This is a genomic window from Gordonia oleivorans (assembly GCF_040044975.1).
In the GTDB taxonomy this organism is placed as follows: domain Bacteria; phylum Actinomycetota; class Actinomycetes; order Mycobacteriales; family Mycobacteriaceae; genus Gordonia; species Gordonia oleivorans.
Genome location: NZ_JBDZDI010000026.1, coordinates 1 through 15,500, shown reverse-complemented (window position 1 = coordinate 15,500; position 15,500 = coordinate 1). Strand labels below are relative to the sequence as shown.

At 68.1% G+C, this 15,500-nt stretch carries 20 protein-coding genes; 7 read left to right on the top strand and 13 right to left on the bottom strand.

The genetic code is table 11. The annotated features are described in order from the left end of the window. Positions 1-72 precede the first annotated feature (72 nt). Complete coding sequence (locus tag ABLE92_RS23465) at positions 73-519, bottom strand: hypothetical protein (RefSeq protein WP_425476206.1); 447 nt, start codon at positions 517-519, stop codon at positions 73-75. Positions 520-662: 143 nt separating this feature from the next. Between ABLE92_RS23465 and ABLE92_RS23460 the strand changes: the two genes are divergently transcribed. Then, positions 663-1,226 (top strand): HhH-GPD-type base excision DNA repair protein, encoded by a 564-nt coding sequence (locus tag ABLE92_RS23460; RefSeq protein WP_348807212.1) that lies wholly within the window; start codon positions 663-665, stop codon positions 1,224-1,226. Positions 1,227-1,319: 93 nt separating this feature from the next. Next, the gene (locus ABLE92_RS23455; protein ID WP_348807211.1) at positions 1,320-2,267 is read left to right on the top strand and encodes a hypothetical protein; all 948 of its coding nucleotides are present in this window, start codon (positions 1,320-1,322) and stop codon (positions 2,265-2,267) included. A gap of 30 nt (positions 2,268-2,297) precedes the next feature. Here the strand turns inward: ABLE92_RS23455 and ABLE92_RS23450 are convergent, their stop codons facing one another. The 8 genes from ABLE92_RS23450 to ABLE92_RS23415 form a co-directional block, all read right to left on the bottom strand. Beyond that, a complete protein-coding gene (locus ABLE92_RS23450; RefSeq protein WP_348807210.1) occupies positions 2,298-3,692 on the bottom strand; it encodes a condensation/DUF1298 domains-containing protein in 1,395 nt (464 codons plus the stop codon). 134 nt (positions 3,693-3,826) lie between these two features. Then, on the bottom strand, positions 3,827-4,024 hold the full coding sequence (locus tag ABLE92_RS23445; RefSeq protein ID WP_348807209.1) for a CsbD family protein: 198 nt from the start codon (positions 4,022-4,024) through the stop codon (positions 3,827-3,829). Between the two features lie 172 nt (positions 4,025-4,196). After that, positions 4,197-4,751 carry an Asp23/Gls24 family envelope stress response protein gene (locus tag ABLE92_RS23440; RefSeq protein ID WP_348807208.1) on the bottom strand — a complete coding sequence of 185 codons (555 nt, stop codon included), beginning with the start codon at positions 4,749-4,751 and terminating at the stop codon, positions 4,197-4,199. Beyond that, entirely contained in the window at positions 4,748-5,464 is a 717-nt protein-coding gene (locus tag ABLE92_RS23435; protein ID WP_348807207.1) for a hypothetical protein, read from the bottom strand. Before ABLE92_RS23435 ends, ABLE92_RS23440 begins: the two co-directional genes overlap by 4 nt. Beyond that, positions 5,461-6,042 carry an Asp23/Gls24 family envelope stress response protein gene (locus ABLE92_RS23430; RefSeq protein ID WP_348807206.1) on the bottom strand — a complete coding sequence of 194 codons (582 nt, stop codon included), beginning with the start codon at positions 6,040-6,042 and terminating at the stop codon, positions 5,461-5,463. The genes ABLE92_RS23435 and ABLE92_RS23430 overlap by 4 nt, the downstream gene beginning before the upstream one ends. A gap of 2 nt (positions 6,043-6,044) precedes the next feature. Then, positions 6,045-6,227: a DUF2273 domain-containing protein gene (locus tag ABLE92_RS23425; protein ID WP_348807205.1), complete on the bottom strand. Its 183-nt coding sequence runs from the start codon at positions 6,225-6,227 to the stop codon at positions 6,045-6,047. Next, positions 6,220-6,588, bottom strand: coding sequence for a hypothetical protein (locus tag ABLE92_RS23420; RefSeq protein WP_348807204.1), 369 nt, complete (start codon positions 6,586-6,588; stop codon positions 6,220-6,222). The genes ABLE92_RS23425 and ABLE92_RS23420 overlap by 8 nt, the downstream gene beginning before the upstream one ends. Further along, positions 6,588-7,082 (bottom strand): Asp23/Gls24 family envelope stress response protein, encoded by a 495-nt coding sequence (locus tag ABLE92_RS23415; RefSeq protein ID WP_348807203.1) that lies wholly within the window; start codon positions 7,080-7,082, stop codon positions 6,588-6,590. The genes ABLE92_RS23420 and ABLE92_RS23415 overlap by 1 nt, the downstream gene beginning before the upstream one ends. A gap of 239 nt (positions 7,083-7,321) precedes the next feature. Between ABLE92_RS23415 and ABLE92_RS23410 the strand changes: the two genes are divergently transcribed. Next, positions 7,322-7,939 carry an RNA polymerase sigma factor gene (locus ABLE92_RS23410; protein ID WP_348807202.1) on the top strand — a complete coding sequence of 206 codons (618 nt, stop codon included), beginning with the start codon at positions 7,322-7,324 and terminating at the stop codon, positions 7,937-7,939. Between the two features lie 2 nt (positions 7,940-7,941). Beyond that, positions 7,942-8,397: a hypothetical protein gene (locus ABLE92_RS23405; protein WP_348807201.1), complete on the top strand. Its 456-nt coding sequence runs from the start codon at positions 7,942-7,944 to the stop codon at positions 8,395-8,397. 102 nt (positions 8,398-8,499) lie between these two features. Here ABLE92_RS23405 and ABLE92_RS23400 read toward each other — a convergent pair whose 3' ends face one another. Beyond that, positions 8,500-9,708: an acyl-CoA dehydrogenase family protein gene (locus ABLE92_RS23400; RefSeq protein ID WP_348807200.1), complete on the bottom strand. Its 1,209-nt coding sequence runs from the start codon at positions 9,706-9,708 to the stop codon at positions 8,500-8,502. A gap of 351 nt (positions 9,709-10,059) precedes the next feature. On the opposite strand from ABLE92_RS23400, the gene ABLE92_RS23395 reads away from it, so the two are divergent. After that, positions 10,060-11,250: an AI-2E family transporter gene (locus ABLE92_RS23395; RefSeq protein ID WP_425476205.1), complete on the top strand. Its 1,191-nt coding sequence runs from the start codon at positions 10,060-10,062 to the stop codon at positions 11,248-11,250. Positions 11,251-11,285: 35 nt separating this feature from the next. Here ABLE92_RS23395 and ABLE92_RS23390 read toward each other — a convergent pair whose 3' ends face one another. After that, positions 11,286-12,071 (bottom strand): enoyl-CoA hydratase, encoded by a 786-nt coding sequence (locus ABLE92_RS23390; RefSeq protein WP_348807198.1) that lies wholly within the window; start codon positions 12,069-12,071, stop codon positions 11,286-11,288. A 397-nt stretch (positions 12,072-12,468) separates the two neighbouring features. Here ABLE92_RS23390 and ABLE92_RS23385 point away from each other — a divergent pair, with 397 nt between their 5' ends. Next, positions 12,469-12,798, top strand: a complete 330-nt coding sequence (locus tag ABLE92_RS23385; RefSeq protein WP_348807197.1) for a transglycosylase family protein — start codon at positions 12,469-12,471, stop codon at positions 12,796-12,798. A gap of 131 nt (positions 12,799-12,929) precedes the next feature. On the opposite strand, the gene ABLE92_RS23380 is transcribed toward ABLE92_RS23385, so the two are convergent. Next, positions 12,930-14,180 (bottom strand): cation:proton antiporter, encoded by a 1,251-nt coding sequence (locus ABLE92_RS23380; RefSeq protein WP_348807196.1) that lies wholly within the window; start codon positions 14,178-14,180, stop codon positions 12,930-12,932. A 166-nt stretch (positions 14,181-14,346) separates the two neighbouring features. On the opposite strand from ABLE92_RS23380, the gene ABLE92_RS23375 reads away from it, so the two are divergent. Further along, positions 14,347-14,772 carry an acyl-CoA thioesterase gene (locus ABLE92_RS23375; protein ID WP_348807256.1) on the top strand — a complete coding sequence of 142 codons (426 nt, stop codon included), beginning with the start codon at positions 14,347-14,349 and terminating at the stop codon, positions 14,770-14,772. Between the two features lie 21 nt (positions 14,773-14,793). Here ABLE92_RS23375 and ABLE92_RS23370 read toward each other — a convergent pair whose 3' ends face one another. Continuing rightward, positions 14,794-15,210: an Rv0313 family protein gene (locus ABLE92_RS23370; protein WP_348807195.1), complete on the bottom strand. Its 417-nt coding sequence runs from the start codon at positions 15,208-15,210 to the stop codon at positions 14,794-14,796. Positions 15,211-15,500 lie beyond the last annotated feature (290 nt).

The window sequence follows — 15,500 nt, the reverse complement described above, 5'->3', positions numbered from 1 at the left end:
TTCACCCGGAGACCCGCCATTCGATGTCCGATGGTTACCCGGGGAAACAGCCCCCGAGACGGGTGCCGGCACTCAGGCCGAGGCCCGGCCACCACAGGTCGAGGATTGCGCGTTGACCATCGGTACGAACGCCAGGGCACCGATCTTCTGATGGATGGTGAACGAGACCGGACCACGACCGGGGTGCAGCACCACCTCCCAGCTCACCGTCTGCGCGCGGCTCGGCACGCGCACCGTCCCGGTGCGACCGGTCGCGTTGTTGCGCCAGTTGACCGTCACCTCGACGGTGAACTCGAGTACGCCGGGTTTGCTCCGCGACGAACCGACCAGGGCGATGGCCGGTCCCGGCAGCCCGTCGGACGGGAAGGCGATCTGGTTGTAGACATCCACCCACACCGGAATCCGCGGCGCCGGCCACGGATTGGCACTGTCGCAGCGAATGGTGGTGACGTAGTTGGACGGCGAACTCGGGGCCGCACCGGCCGTCGCGGACGTACCGATGAGCGCCGCGGTCGCCATCGTCATCGCCACCGCGATCGAACCGACGCGACGCATGACGACCCCACCTCGTCGTATCGACAACCTCGACCCGCTCCCCGCCGAGCGCCTACGTCCGGACCCACGCAGCATGGCGCTCAGTGTAGGGGCACTACCCTCGGGGCATGGCGAAACTGCAGATTGCCCAGGACCCGGCCGCCGACGAGTTGCTGTCCACCGACCCGTTCGCACTGCTCACCGGGATGCTTCTGGATCAACAGTTTCCGATGGAACGCGCATTCGCCGGCCCGGCGAAGATCCGGGACCGCTTCGGCAGCCTCGATCCCGCCGCGATCGCCGACGCCGATCCCGAGGCCTTCGCCGACCTGTGCGCCACCCCACCGGCGATCCACCGGTACGGCAGATCGATGGCCGGGCGTGTGCAGGAACTGGCGCGTGTCGTGGTCGAGGAGTACGACGGCGACGCCGAACGGATCTGGACCGAGGCGTCCACCGGCGCCGATCTGCTGGCGCGGGTGCGTGCCCTGCCCGGCTTCGGTGAGCAGAAGGCCAAGATCTTCACCGCGCTGGTGGCAAAGCAGTTGGGGGTCACGCCCACCGGGTGGACGAAGGTCGTCGGCGACTACGGCAAGAAGGGCTTTCGGTCGGTCGCCGACGTGACCGACCCGGAATCCCTGCTGAAGGTGCGCGAGTTCAAGAAGGCCGCGAAGGCAGCCGCCAAGAAGTAGGCGCCACCGCGTAACGACGCCGCCGATGGAGTGACGCCACCGATGGAGTGACGCCGACGACGATCGCCACCTCCGATGGCCTACAGTGCGCTCATGGGTTCACCCACGGGCAAGGATGCGGGCCGACGCGACACGGGTAGCGGTCAGATCGATGTGCGCGCGCTGGTCGAGTTCCCCTTCCAGATCGGTTTCGCCGTCACCGGCGTCACATTGACCGCCGCGGAATCCGCGATCACCATCGCCCGTATCACCGCCTCGAGCGTGCAGAGCGAGGTCAACCACGCCCTCGGCATCTCCGGTGACGAACTCGGCAGCACCCGGGCGCCGCTGGCCCTGCTCGGACAGCTCGCCGACCTGCTGGGTCCGGACCGGCCGTTCGGGCGGATCGTCGCCCCGGGTGGGCCGCTGGAACGTCTCCTGGTGCCCGGCGGCGTCGTCGACCGCCTCACCGCCGAACACGGCCTGCTGGACAAGCTCACCGCACCCGGCGGCATCCTCGATCAGATGACCGAGGACGGCGGCATCCTCACCCGACTGACGGCCAAGGACGGGCCGCTGGACCGTCTGACCCGCACCGGCGGTGTGGTCGATCAGTTCACCGAGAACGAGGGAATCCTCGAACGTCTCACCTCCGAGGGCGGCATCGTCGACAAACTGACCGCACCCGACGGCGTTCTGGAGAAGGTCACCGCCGCCGGCGGCATCCTCGATCGGATGGCCGAGGACGGCGGCCTCCTCGATCAGCTCGTCGGCGAGGACGGTGCCGTCGAACGCGCCATCGCACCCGGCGGCCCCCTCGACCTCATCACCCAACTGACCGAGGTCATCAGCGAACTCGCACCGAATCTGCTGGCGATGCAGGACACCGTGCACGAGCTCGCCGAGACCGTCGACCTGCTGAATCAGTCGGTGGCGCCGCTCGGTGGGCTCGCCGATCGGCTGCCCAAGCGCCTGACCCGCGGGGCAAAGGGCACCGGCGACGTCACCGGGCCGCAGCGGGGCGGCCGCGACACCCCGGGCCAACCACAGATCTCGCCGTAGCCGGTCCCGCCTCGACGGTGCATCCGGCGGTCATCCCGCCGGATGCACCGCCGCGTCCATCTCGTCGACGGCGGCGCGGAGCAGGTCCACGTATCGATCGACGTCGGGACAGATCCGCGGGTCGGCGATCACCGAGATCGTCACCGTGTCACCGAGTCCGTGCACTCCGTGGTTGAGGCCGTGGACCGATGACAGGGCCGGGAATCCCGCGGTGAACACCGACCGACCGCCACGTCCTCCCCCCGCACCGCCGGGATCGGTGGCGCCGATCGTCAGGTCGGCGTCTCCGCGATCGACCGACGAGACGACGGTGAGTCCGTCGATCCATGCCGGGACGGAGCCCAGGTGGGCGCTGCGCACGCCGAGGATGCGCAGCGGCGCGGGGGTGAGGTGTTCGGCCCGACGCGAGGCGCGCGCGGCGCCGGACTCGGGTTGACGGGCGGCGGCGATCGCGGCCGCGATGGCCTCCGACCGCTCGCCGAGGTCGGCGATGTCGATGCGCAGATCGATGCTCGCGTTGCGAAAGGTGTTGCGCGAGCACCGTTCGGCTCCGGTGCGTCCGACCGGCAAGGTCACCACGCAACGTTCGAGATCGTCGCCGAGGTAGCGGGGCAGTGCCATCGAGATCACCAGGAGTGCACCGATGGTCACGGTGAGCGCGCCGCCGCACCGCAGTCGCCCGGTGTCGACGGTGATCGTGCGCAACACCCTGTCGTCACCCGGCACGGCATTGATACGCGACGGCGCCACACCCCCGCGGCCGGTACCGGCCGATCTTGTCGCGGCCAGGCGCCGGTGACGATCGAATGCCACTGCGCCCCAACCGAACATGAGGATCGTCTGGACGGGAAGTCGTACCAGGGCGCGGGCACCGGCCGACACTGCCGCAAGTGCCGACCGCGGCCCCACCCGCCCCGGCCCACCGCCGGACGGTATCGGATCATCGGAAAACAGTTGTCGTGCAATGCCACTCGTGCGCGATCCATCGCCCAGCGCGTGGACGATCTGGAGTACCACGACCACGAGATCCGCACCGCCGGAGTCGATGTCGCGGCCGATCGGAGGCGGATCAGAAGGTGGTGCGACGCCCTCGAACAGGTGCAGCAGCCACGGATGCTCCCGCGCGTCGAGTGGTGAGGCCATCTCCGCGGCGATCCGATCGAGGCAGTCCTGCCATCGCATCGGTCCCGGATGTCGTCGGATCTGTTCGGCCACGGCATATCTGGTGGCCCAGTAGGGCCGGTCCAGATTCGCCGGGACGTCGACGACGTGGATGTTCAGATCGCCGATCAGCCGCGCGCGACGCAGCAGCGCACCGGCCAGGTCCGCGTTCTGCACCGCCGGTGAGGTGAAGGCGTACACCAGGAACTGGTCGCTGCGCACCCGGGTCGCCATCCAGTACCACAGCGCGTCGGAAGGTTGCATCCGCTGCACCGCATCACCGTAGACGAAGGTGCGCCGCCGGATGCGCGAACGGGCGACGCCATGAACACCGTGTATCCATCGCGTCGCCCGTGACAGGCAACCGGGGCGCCGTGAACCTTCGCCCCGCGGATGTGTCAGTTGCCGGTCAGCTTGTCCTTGATGTTTCCGACGGCGTCCTTGACGTCCTCGATGCCGTCCTTGACGGCGGCCGAGACCTGATCGGCCTTGCCCTCGTTCTTCAGGTCCTCGTCGCCGGTGACGTCGCCGCCGACCTCCTTGGCCTTGCCCTTGGCGTCCTCGACCTTGTTGGAGACCTTGTCTTCGATGGCCATTGCGTATCCCTCCTTGTTGAGGCCCCATGTGGAGTGGGGCGCGTGAACGCACCGGGCCATTCCCGGCACGAGTCATTCGTTGCGCGACGGCGGGCGGATCTGTCCCCTGCGTGCTCGGGACGACTGACCGCGGGAATGCCGTCGCGACGTCATGTGGTCGTGAGGCGTGCCATCACGACGGATTCTGCAGATGCACCAGCGCCTGCACGTGGATGTCGGCGCCGTCGACTGCCCGGCGGATCTGCTCGACGGCTGGATCGAGGGCGGCGGCGACCTCCTCGTAGGAGTAGCGCGACGGTGCGGTGACCTCGATCCGGATGAGGCTGCGACCCCGGTCATCCACGGCCTTCACCGACGCGGCGTCGAACATGGTGTGCGCCGACAACTCGTCCGCGACGGCGGAGGCGATGAGCTTGGGTGGCACCGTCATGATCCCGTCGGCGCCACTGCCGGCCAGGACGAGGTCGTCGACCTTGCCGGGCCGCGACGCCACCGCGAGCAACCACAACCCCCAGCCCAGGCTCACGACGACGATGCCGAGAAGTACTGCCCACCACCACGATGCGGCCGTCAGGTTGGTTGCCCAGGCCGGGTTGAGCCGGTCCACCCACCCTGTGATGGGTTCCCACCCGGTGTGCCAGATCAGCGCTGCGCCGCCGGCGACCAGGAAGAGCAGCCCGAACAACCCGACCGTCAGCCGGTGCACGATCACCGGACCTCTGTTCATGGCGTCTTCTCCTGCTCCTGTGCGACCGTTTCCTGTGCGACCGTTTCCTGCGGGACCGTCTCTTGTGCGACCGTCTCCTGCGGGACCGTCGTGCGAACGACCTTGCGGATCTTGATGCGCGGCGGACGCTTCAACGAGGCCACCGCGCTGCGCCCCTGTGCGATGAGCGCGGCGGTGTCGACGTCACCGGTGGTGGTCACGGTGACCCTGGCGGTACGTCGACCCACGACGGTGGTCGCGTGTTCAACCCCGGCGACGGCGAGCAACGATGCACTGACGCGCCGGGCAACGTCACCACGCCGGGTCCACATCACCCGGTGATCACCCAGTGACACATGGGATTTCCGTCGCGGCTTGATGGCCAGCCAGAGCATCGCCAGTCCGACGACCACCAGGCCGATCGCGGCCGGCCACATCCAGCCCTGCCAGGTGCTGTGTGCGATCCAGGTGGCGGCGTCCCCCAACCAGGGGTTTCCGGTGATCCAGCCGAATCTGACGATGTGATCGCGGATTCCGACGGCAGCCAAACCCACCAGCAGCAGACCGATGATCGAGCCGACGATCGCCGCCCCGGGGTAGGCCGCGGGCGCGAACACCTTGCCTTCGCCGATGTCGGAGATGTCGGCGGTCTCCGTCGCGGGCGCGGAGTCCACCGCGACCCGCATGGTGGTGTCGGTCTGCGCTCGTGAAGTCGAATCGACAGATGCGCTCATGTCGTGACCGTCCTCTCCCGCGTCTGCGTCTCGTGCGTATCGCCGCCGCCCGTATCACCGTCGCCCGTATCGCCGTCGCCCGTATCGCCGTCGCCGCCGACGGACGGCACGACCGACGGCAGGGCCACATAGCCGTCTTTGCGCTCATCGACCGTGGTGGGCGGAACCAGTGCCGCGACGGCCACATTCACTTGGCCGGGTCGAAGCCCGGTCAGCCGGGCCAGTTCGTCGGCCACGTGGGCACGGACGTGTCGGCACACCTCGGCGACCGCGCACGGCCACGACAGCGCGACGGCCACCGACACGACGGGTGCGGTCTCCGACATGTCCACGCGCGCAGATGGATACGAGGTTCCGATCCCGCCGGGCCCGAGAAGTGATGCCAGCCCACCGCTGTAGGCGATCACCCCGTCCACTTCGAGCGCGGCGCGGCCGGCGATCTTGGTGCCGACCCGGTCGGCGATCACCAAGGAACCCCGGGCGTCCGCGGTGGCGGGTGCGGCGGTACCCACCCGGCGCGGGTCTTTGCCGGCACTGCCGCGGGTGACGGTGTCGTGTGCGGCTGCGGTTGCGGCCATGCTCAGCCTCGGTTCCGGCTGCGCAGCAGTGCGCCGAGGTCGATGGTGCCGTCGCGTTGCAGACCCAGCGCCAACCCGATCGCCCCGAGGACCAGCGCGAGAACGAACCCGCCGAATCCGCCGGTGGTCACCGCCAGCGCGAGCAGCAGACCCGCGAACAGTCCGGTCGTTGCGTTGTTACCCATCGTCTTTCACCTCTGTCGTGCAATCCTGTGCTGAGAGTTGTTGGCGCCCGGCGGAATCGGGTTCGCCGCCCGGGGCGAAGTTCACATCCTCGACGGTGACGTCAATGGGCTTTCCGGCGATCTCGCTCGCCACCTGTGAGACGTGTTCGGCGACGGCACGAAGGTCGTGGCCGATGTCGAGGATCACGTGGACTTCGCCACCGGAATCTGTCAGACGCACTCCGTTCACCCGGCCACCGGGAAGGTAGGTCGCGATCTCACCGAACACCCCGCCGTGGAGTCCGCTGACCCCGTCGATCACCGACACGGCGCGTTCGATCGCCTCGGCGGTGCCGTTCCCGGCGTCGGCGCCCTCGGACATCACTGCACCCGCGGGGTGTCCGACGCCTGATCGTCATCGTCGTCACCGAAGTGGATGTCGTGCACGGTGACGTTGACCTCGGTGACCTCGAGTCCGGTCATCGACTCGATGGCGTTGATGACGTTGCGTCGGATCGCGGCGGCGAGTTCGTGGATGGCGACCCCGAACTCGGCGACGATGGAGACGTCCACGGCGGCCTGCCGCTCGCCGACCTCGACGCCGATGCCCTGGGTGGTGCTGACCGAGGTACCCGGGATCACCCCGCGAACCTTGCCGACCACACGCTCGGCGGCGCCGCCGACGTCGTGCACACCGTCGATCTCGCGGGTGGCGATGCCGGCGATCTTGGCGACCACGGCGTCGGCGATCATCGTCTTACCTCGATCACCTGCCGGCGTGTCGGTGCGGGCCAAGGCGAGGCCCTTGCCGGCGGCGTCGGTGTCGGGACCCGTTGCGGTGGTGGTCCGGGTGTCGGTCTGGGCTGCGTCGCTCATGAGAACTCCTCTGTACTCGGGCGCGGGCCGCTGCCCCATGGGCCGGCCCGCAGTGGACACTGCGGTCGTCCGGTACGCCGATCGGTGCACTCCACGTGATGAAAGACCGTGTGCGGGTCCCATCCTCGGCGAGATCCCGGTATCGGCGTGCCGGTATAGAGTCAGTCGTAGTGGAACCGAAATCTGCACGCGTGAGTTCGGGTGACCCTGATCACAGGGCACTCTCGGCCGCACCGGGGGTGCCTGCCACCGATGAGTCGCCGCGATCGCCGCTGGCCGTGGCCGACCTGTCCGACGAGGAGCTGGCGGCGGCCGCCGGAGTCGGTGACACCGAGGCCTTCACCGAGTTGGTGACCCGGCTGCTGCCGGTACTGCTGCGCTACCTCCGCCGGATGGTCAATGATCCTCAGGTCGCCGAGGATCTCGCCCAGGACACCCTGCTCGATGCGTGGCGAGGGCTGCCGGACTTCGCATTTCGTTCCACGTTCAAGACCTGGATGTTTTCCATCGCGCATCGCAAGACCGTCGATCACCGCCGCAAGAAGCGCGACATCCCGACCGATGACACCCGTTTCGTCGACCTCGCCGCGGCGGAACCGTTACCGTCGGATGAGGCACTGCGGCACACCTTGGTCGACGCCCTCGGTGTCGAATTGCGGTCGATGCCACAGACCTCCCGCGCGGTGTGGTGGCTGCGTGAGGTCGAGGGCATGTCCCTCTCCGAGATCGCGCGGGTACTGAACATCTCGACCGGCTCGGTCCGGGGACACCTGCAACGCAGTCGTAAGTATCTGGCGACCCGGCTGGAACCGTGGCGGCCCGATCGCACCCACACCGGCGCACCGGAAGGAGCGTAGACATGACCTCTCGGATGGACGACGACCACACAGACGTCTGGCTGCGCGATGCCGGTCGACAACTCGACCCCGCCGACGGGCAGAACTTCGATGCGTCGCGCCTGGTGGCCTCGATCACCGCGCACCTGCCCCGCGCTCGGCGCCCCGGGCGTCCGCTGCTCACCGACTCCCCCGGCGTGTGGATCTCCGACCGTGTGCTCACCCAGGTGATGGCCGTGCGAGTGCGGCGAACCGTGGGTCGGCTGGTGGTCGGCATCACCGCCGAGGGCAGCGACGGCCGGGTCGAGCGGATTCGGCTGGGACTCGTCGCCCGCTACCACGACATCCTGCCCGAGGAATCGGATCTGATCCGCGACGTCGTCACCGAGGTGCTGACGTCACTGCTGGGACCTGATCATGCACGCGCGGCCGCCGGCGCCATCGACGTGCGCTGGGGCGATCTCGACACCGGTGCATGACGACCGGCCCGGGGACACCGACGGTGTGTCGGCGGCCCCGGGCCGGATGAGTCAGTGTCCCTGCTGAGTCAATGTTCCTGCTGAACAGACACTTTCGGTTGGCTACGAGGTCGTCCGACTTCCCGCGCTCCACGCGTAGGGCAGTGCGGCGCCGTTGAGTTCGTGATCGCCGAGGGCACGCAGCTTGAAGATCAGCGGGTTGTGCGCCGAGATCACCCGCGCGTTGCGCCAGTGCCGGTCGAGGCGAAGCCGTTCGGAGGTGATGGAGGCGCCGCCGACCTCGAAGAGCTGGGTGGTGGCGTCGAGCACGGTGGTGATGACCGCGTATTGCGCTCGTGCCACGTCGAATTCGAGCTCGTCGAGCAGCGCCTCGTCGGTTGCCCCGCCGTCGAGGAGCAGATCGAGCTTCTCGGCGATGTCGAGGACGAGGGTCCGGGAGGTGTAAGCGGCCGAGGTCAGCCGGCCGATGACCTGCTGGACCAGCGGATCCTCACGGGGCAGGTCCGCCGAGCCGTGGGTGAAGGTGCGGGTGCGCGCACGTACCCATTCGACGGTGTCATCCAGTGCGCGGGCGGCGATTCCGGCGAGCACGGACAACTGCACCAACTGCAGGTACGAGGTGGCGTAGGTGCGGCCGGGTGCGCCGTATCCGGCACCGAGAAGCCGTTCCGGACGGACCTGCACATCCGTGAATTCCGTTGTGCCGCTTGCGGTCAGACGCTGACCGAAGCCATCCCAGTCGTCGTGCTGGGTGACGCCCTCGGCGTCGGCGTCGACCAGCACCGAGACACGCTCGCCATTGTGGTCGGCGGCGACCAGGATGTGATCGGAGTAGAGGCTGCCGGTGCTGTAGTACTTGGTGCCGTCGAGCCGGTATCCGCCGTCGACGTCGGTGACGGTGGTGCGGTAGCGATCCACCGCGCCGACTCCGGGTTCGGTGATCGCGTTGCCGACCAGTGTGCCGTCGGCGACGGCCCGCAGCCACTGCTCGCGCTCGGCCGCGTCGGTGGCGAGGAGTTGATCCTCGACGAAGGACCAATGCACCCGCAAGGCCTGTGGCAGATTGGATTCCGCGGTCGCCAGGTCGATCAGGAGGCGGAACAACGAGCGCACCGACGCCCCGTACCCACCGAACTCGACGGGCACGCGCAGTGCACCGAACTTGACCTCCTTGAGCCAACCGATCTCGTCGTGGGCCAGTCGCCGGTCCTCTTCGCGGCTCACCGCCCCCCGCGCGATCCGGGCAAACACCGGGGCGAAAATCTCGTCGAGGTCGGTGTCGGTGTACTCGCGAGTGGTAGTGGTGCTCACGTGCTTCCTTTCATCTGAAGATTCGGTGTCGCGAGAACCGGCGCTGCCGCCGCGACACGAGCCACGACAGTCTGCCCCCGCGGCACTCGCGCGCCCACCCTTGCGATCACCGCGGGCGTAAGCACGATTCGGAACTCATCCCTCCCGGATGATTGTCGGCTGCCACGCCGCGGCGACCCTCCCGGATCCGGCATCACTGGCCTAACATCACCGTTTGCGACACCACTTGTGTGCGGCCGCGGATTCCCGTGTGCGGCGCGCCGGTCCGGACGAGAGGCACCAACGATGGCCAGAGGCCACAAGTCGAAGCCCACGGAGATGGCCGTCCGGATGGACGCCCCGTCATGGTCGATGCCGCGCGGGACGATCATCCTGATCACCCTGGCCGGTCTGGTGGTGGCAGTGTCGGGCATCCGGTCGATCTCGGGTCTCGTCGCGCCGATCTTCCTGGCGATGATGCTCACGGTCGCGGTATCCCCGGTCGCGAGTTGGATCCGTCGGAAGGGCGCACCCGCGTGGGTGGCATTCCTCGTCACCCTGCTGTCGGTCTACGCGATCATCATCGGGCTCTTCGCGTCACTGGCCTTCTCCATCGCCCGGTTTGCGACGATCCTCCCCAGCTACAGCGACAAGTTCAACGATCTCGTCAAGCAGTTTCAGAACTTCCTCATCTCCCACGGGGTCAGTCAGCAAAAAGTGCACGACATGGTCCACAACGTGGACTCCAGCAAGATCATCAGCGCGGTCGGCGACATCGTGTCCTCCACAGCCGGTGTCGCCTCGACGCTGGTGCTGGTCCTCGCCCTGCTGCTGTTCATGGCTGCCGACACCGTCAACTTCGGTGACCGCATCGAGATCCTGACCGCCGAACGGCCGGATATCGCCGCCGCATTCAGCGCCTTTGCTCAGGCCACCCGCAGCTACCTCTGGGTGTCGACGGTGTTCGGTCTGATCGTCGCGGTCTTCGACAGTGTCGCCCTCGCGATCATCGGCATTCCGCTGCCGATCCTGTGGGGTCTGCTGTCGTTCATCACCAACTACATCCCCAACATCGGGTTCGTCATCGGTGTGATCCCGCCGGCACTGCTCGGGCTCCTCGATGGCGGCGTGACCCAGATGATCGTGGTGATCGTGGTCTACAGCGTGATCAACATGGTGATCCAGTCGGTGATCCAGCCGAAGTTCGTCGGCGACGCGGTCGGATTGTCGACGACGCTGACGTTCGTGTCGCTGATGTTCTGGGCGTGGGTGCTCGGGCCGCTCGGCGCGATCCTCGCGGTACCGCTGACCATCATGTGCAAGGCCCTGCTGCTCGACATCGACCCGTCGACCCGCTGGGCCGACGTGCTGTTGAGCTCGTCGCTACCCAAGCGGGGTGATCCCGCCACGCCGGCCGATGATGACGCGAGCACGCCCGACGCCCCGGCGGACGATGCCGTCGGTGCGTCGGTACCCGACGCCGACCGGCCCGGCGACGGCGATTCGCCCGCCGCCCCGGCCGATCCGCCCGCAGATGACGCCTCGGACCGCCCGAACGGCTGATCGGTGCAGTGGGCCGAGCCGCACCCCGGCGGCCCTCAGCTGTCGGTCCACACCGGCGTGCGCTTGCCCAGGAACGCCGACATCCCCTCCTGCGCGTCGCAGGTGACCGCGTTGGTCGCCATCGTCTCCGACATGAGTTCGTAAGCGCGGGACTCACTCTCATCGATCTGCCGGTAGAACGCCCGCTTGCCGATGGCGAGGGTGGACGCACTCGATGAGGCGATCCGCAGGGCGAGTTCCCGCACGGTCTCGGCGAGCTTCTCGGGGGCGACCACATCGTTGACCAGACCCCAGTCGACGGCGGTCTGCGCGTCGATGGGGTCCCCGGTCATCAGCATCTTCATCGCCCGTTTCCGGCCGACGGCGCGGGTCAACGCCACCATCGGCGTCGAGCAGAACAGGCCGATGCGCACGCCGGGGGTCGAGAAGGTCGCCGCCGACGAGGCGATGGCGAGATCACACGTCGCAACCAGCTGACATCCCGCGGCGAAGGCCGCACCGGCGATCTCGGCGATCACCGGTTTGTCGAGTTCGTGGACGGCGGTCATCATCTCCACGCAGGTGTCGAAGACGGCGCGCTCATCGTCGAGGGTGCGCTCGACGAGTTCACCGAGGTCGTGTCCGGCCGAGAACGCGGGCCCGTCGCCGCGGATGATGACGACGCGGACCGCGGGATTCTCGGCGAACGCTCGCAGGGCCGCGGTGATCGCACGCATCGTGCCCGTCGACAGCGGGTTGCGGCGACGCGGGTTGGCCAGCGTGAGAATGCCCAGTGGGCCGTCCACGATGGTCTCGATCGATGCCGTGTCCGTCTGCGTCATGCCGATGCTCCTCGAGGTGCTGTGGTCCCCGGATTCCGATGCGGTGTCCGGTGGTACCCGCCAATCAGACTGCCTCACCGGGCCCCGGTTCACGCTCACGGTCGCGACAGCCCCGGGGCGGGCAGCGACGAGTCATATGCCGCCACCGGCCTCGGTGACGGGCACCACATTTTAGCCGTGCCCTTGGTCACATTAAGGGCGGATCACCCGCCCGGAGGCCGCCGACCGACACGCCGCGATGTGCAGGGCTTTCCCGGCGAGTTCACAGCGTTATCTCACCGTGATCAACAAGCCGCAGGTCGCGATGTCCGACGTGACCTTGCCGTTACCGAGCCCGTATGGTCGCCACCGGTCCGAGAATCACCCACCCCATACCGGGTGGATGAGAGGAGGAAAGATGACGACCACCATGAAGAAGCTCGCCGTCCGCGCCGGAGTCATCGGCGCCCTGGCCGTGGCACCTTTCGGAGTCGCCACCGCGACCGCGTCGGCCGACACCGGCCACAACTGGGATGCTGTCGCACAGTGCGAGAGCGGCGGAGACTGGGGCATCAGCACGGGCAACGGCTACTACGGCGGCCTGCAGTTCACGCAGTCCACGTGGGAGGCCAACGGCGGCTACGGCAATCCGGCCAACGCCTCGCGCGAGGAGCAGATCCGCGTCGCGGAGAACACCCTGGCCACCCAGGGCCCCGGCGCCTGGCCGGTCTGCGGCCAGTACCTCTGAGGGCAACGACCTGTATGAGTGACGCCGCGCCATACGCGTGACGACGAGGGGGCGATCCACGTGGTGGGTCGCCCCCTTTTCGCGTGTCGTGGCCTCGGCGCGCGGTCTCGAGCACCGGGCATCGGAGCCCGTCAGGGCCGGCCGTCGCCCGAACGATCGGCGACGACGCCGGGTCCGGCCGGGTCCACCGCATCGGCGCGGGTGACCAGCCGCGCCACCAGCGGAAACACCAGAACGGTCGTGGCCCCGGCCGCCACCAGGGTGGAGGCCAGTGTCGACGACATCAGCTCCGCCGCAACAGCCACCTGCGTGACGGCGACGATGATCGGCAATCCCGTCGCGGCGTACAGCGCCAGCTGCACGCGTTCCCGGCCCACCCGCAGACTCGCCTCATGGGTGATCGTGCGTTCGGCGATCCATACCGGAAGCCCGCGCGCCACCCCGATTCCCAGCACCAGCAGAAGCCACACCAGCGGCTGCGAGATCACCGCGCTGGGATCGATGTTCATGCCCGAGGTCACGAAGAAGGCCGGGATCAGCATGCCGAAACCGATGGTCTCCAACCGTTCCACGACCGTCGTCCCTTGAGGCAGCAGGCGGCGCAACACGATTCCCGCCGCGAAGGCACCCAGCACCACGTCAAGATCAAAGACCGCGGCCACGGCCATCAGGGCCGCGAGCAGCGCCACCACCACCCGCACGGGTAGCTGGAAGGTGCCGCCGTTCATCTCCTCGACGGCCGCACGCAGGGCCGGGATGTGGGCCGCATGACGCGGAACGGCCGCGATGACCACCGCGGCCGCAGCGAACAACACCAGCACGAACGCCGCCGACCCTGCACTACGGCTGGTCAACAGCAACGACATGGCGATGATCGGGCCCAGTTCGCCGACGGCGCCGTGCGACATCACCGCACGCCCCAACGGCTGATCGAGAAGACCGTCGGACTTGATGATCGGCAGCAAAGTCCCGAGTGCCGTCGACGTCATTGCGATGGCGATCGCGACATGGGCGGAGAAGTCGCCGATACCGGTGAGCACGGCCACCACCGCGGTCGCGATGAGCAGACTGATCAGCCAGGTACCGCCCGCCACCGCACCCGGCTTGCCGCGCAACAGGTGCGGGTCCAACTCGAATCCGGCGAGCAGGAACAGCATGCCCAGACCCAACTGACTGACCGCCGAGACCGACGCCGGGTCGCCGAAATCGAGAAGGTGCGGACCCACCACCATGCCGAGCACCAGAAGGACGACCACCTCCGGCACATACCGGCGGGTTGCGCGTGCCACCAGCGGAGCGATCACCGCGGCCAGGGCGATCCAGAACAAGGTGACGGCGCTGGTGCGGTCGGGACTGACCGCGGCCTCGGCGAGTGTGAGCACCCGCATCATCCTGCCGCAGGCGGCGAGTCCGGGTGCAGTCGATGGTCCTGCAGGGCCCCGGTGTCTGTGCCTAAGATTGCCCATGTCCTCCCCCAGCACGCCGACGACGGCGGGCCCTGACGTCGACCCGTCCGTCCAGCCCGGAGCCGACCGGTGCACGTTGTCGATGTCGCTGCTGATGACGCCGGACCTGGCGAATTTCGCCGGGAACGTGCACGGCGGAGCACTGCTGAAACTCCTCGACCAGGTCGCCTACGCCTGTGCCAGTCGGTACTCGCGGCACTACGCCGTCACGCTGTCGGTGGATCGGGTCATCTTCCGCGAACCGATCCGCGTCGGGGAACTGCTGATCCTGTCGGCGTCGGTCAATTTCACCGGCCGCACGTCCATGGAGGTCGGCATCCGGGTGGAGACCGAGTCGATCCAGACCGGGGAGCGCCGTCATACCAACAGCTGCTACTTCACGATGGTCGCGATGGGCGACGACGGTCGCCCCATCGAGGTACCGCAGCTGAATCCGCAGACACCGGTGGCCCAGCGACGATTCGCCGAGGCGAAGGCGCGCCGCGAGGCGCTGCGCTCAGCGCAGTGAGTTCACCAGTGCCGCTGCATATCAGCCGCGATCGGCGCCGTTGTCGGCATCTCCGTCGCTTGAATCCAGCGCGGATCCTTCCAGCGCACTGACGGCGATCCCGTACGGGAGGAAGCGGACCCGGCGCTTGGGGTCGGTGTTGTGCTGATTGGCGCGCAGCGCGTCGATCTCACTGGAGAACACCTGCTCGACTCGGGCACCGCCCGGCTCGTCGACGACGAACACGGCCCACACGCCGGCGCCGGCCTCGCCGGCGGTCTTCGGCTGGGGTGCGGACCGTCGCGCCGACGATCCCTCCATGAACGTCGAGAACACACTCGCCGCACCGGGTTCGGACATCGCACGTCCGAAGACCTGCCGCAGCCCTTCCCCGGCTTCCCGCGCGAAGCGGTCGAAATCCTCGGGATCGAATCCGAAGGGTCCGTTCTGACCAGCCATCGAGGGCCTCCCTTGTCGCGGCCCGGCATCGGTGACAGGCATCTACTGCGATCCAGTGTGCCGACGGACGAGCGACTTCGCCACCACATGGCGGGGCCGGCCGGGTTCGGATCCGAGTGCCGCAGTGGTGTGCTGCTCATCGTCGGATGCGAACCCGCGCTGTTTCTCTGAATCCCCCCGGGTTTCGTGCCGCTTCCTTTTGAGTCAGGAAGGATGAGCGGTATGCCCAAGAAGATTGATCCGGAGGTCAAGGCGCGTGCGTTGCGGATGTTGGCCGAGCATGGCGGGGA

Bases quoted from the DNA above. Each gene is read 5' to 3' on its own strand.
- ABLE92_RS23465 (WP_425476206.1), bottom strand. From the start codon at position 519: ATGGCGACCGCGGCGCTCATCGGTACGTCCGCGACGGCCGGTGCGGCC.
- ABLE92_RS23370 (WP_348807195.1), bottom strand. From the start codon at position 15,210: ATGGCTGGTCAGAACGGACCCTTCGGATTCGATCCCGAGGATTTCGAC.
- ABLE92_RS23460 (WP_348807212.1), top strand. From the start codon at position 663: ATGGCGAAACTGCAGATTGCCCAGGACCCGGCCGCCGACGAGTTGCTG.
- ABLE92_RS23375 (WP_348807256.1), top strand. From the start codon at position 14,347: ATGTCGCTGCTGATGACGCCGGACCTGGCGAATTTCGCCGGGAACGTG.
- ABLE92_RS23420 (WP_348807204.1), bottom strand. From the start codon at position 6,588: ATGTCCGAGGGCGCCGACGCCGGGAACGGCACCGCCGAGGCGATCGAA.
- ABLE92_RS23385 (WP_348807197.1), top strand. From the start codon at position 12,469: ATGACGACCACCATGAAGAAGCTCGCCGTCCGCGCCGGAGTCATCGGC.
- ABLE92_RS23455 (WP_348807211.1), top strand. From the start codon at position 1,320: ATGGGTTCACCCACGGGCAAGGATGCGGGCCGACGCGACACGGGTAGC.
- ABLE92_RS23395 (WP_425476205.1), top strand. From the start codon at position 10,060: ATGCCGCGCGGGACGATCATCCTGATCACCCTGGCCGGTCTGGTGGTG.
- ABLE92_RS23430 (WP_348807206.1), bottom strand. From the start codon at position 6,042: ATGGCCGCAACCGCAGCCGCACACGACACCGTCACCCGCGGCAGTGCC.
- ABLE92_RS23440 (WP_348807208.1), bottom strand. From the start codon at position 4,751: ATGAACAGAGGTCCGGTGATCGTGCACCGGCTGACGGTCGGGTTGTTC.
- ABLE92_RS23415 (WP_348807203.1), bottom strand. From the start codon at position 7,082: ATGAGCGACGCAGCCCAGACCGACACCCGGACCACCACCGCAACGGGT.
- ABLE92_RS23450 (WP_348807210.1), bottom strand. From the start codon at position 3,692: ATGCAACCTTCCGACGCGCTGTGGTACTGGATGGCGACCCGGGTGCGC.
- ABLE92_RS23390 (WP_348807198.1), bottom strand. From the start codon at position 12,071: ATGACGCAGACGGACACGGCATCGATCGAGACCATCGTGGACGGCCCA.
- ABLE92_RS23445 (WP_348807209.1), bottom strand. From the start codon at position 4,024: ATGGCCATCGAAGACAAGGTCTCCAACAAGGTCGAGGACGCCAAGGGC.
- ABLE92_RS23405 (WP_348807201.1), top strand. From the start codon at position 7,942: ATGACCTCTCGGATGGACGACGACCACACAGACGTCTGGCTGCGCGAT.
- ABLE92_RS23425 (WP_348807205.1), bottom strand. From the start codon at position 6,227: ATGGGTAACAACGCAACGACCGGACTGTTCGCGGGTCTGCTGCTCGCG.
- ABLE92_RS23435 (WP_348807207.1), bottom strand. From the start codon at position 5,464: ATGAGCGCATCTGTCGATTCGACTTCACGAGCGCAGACCGACACCACC.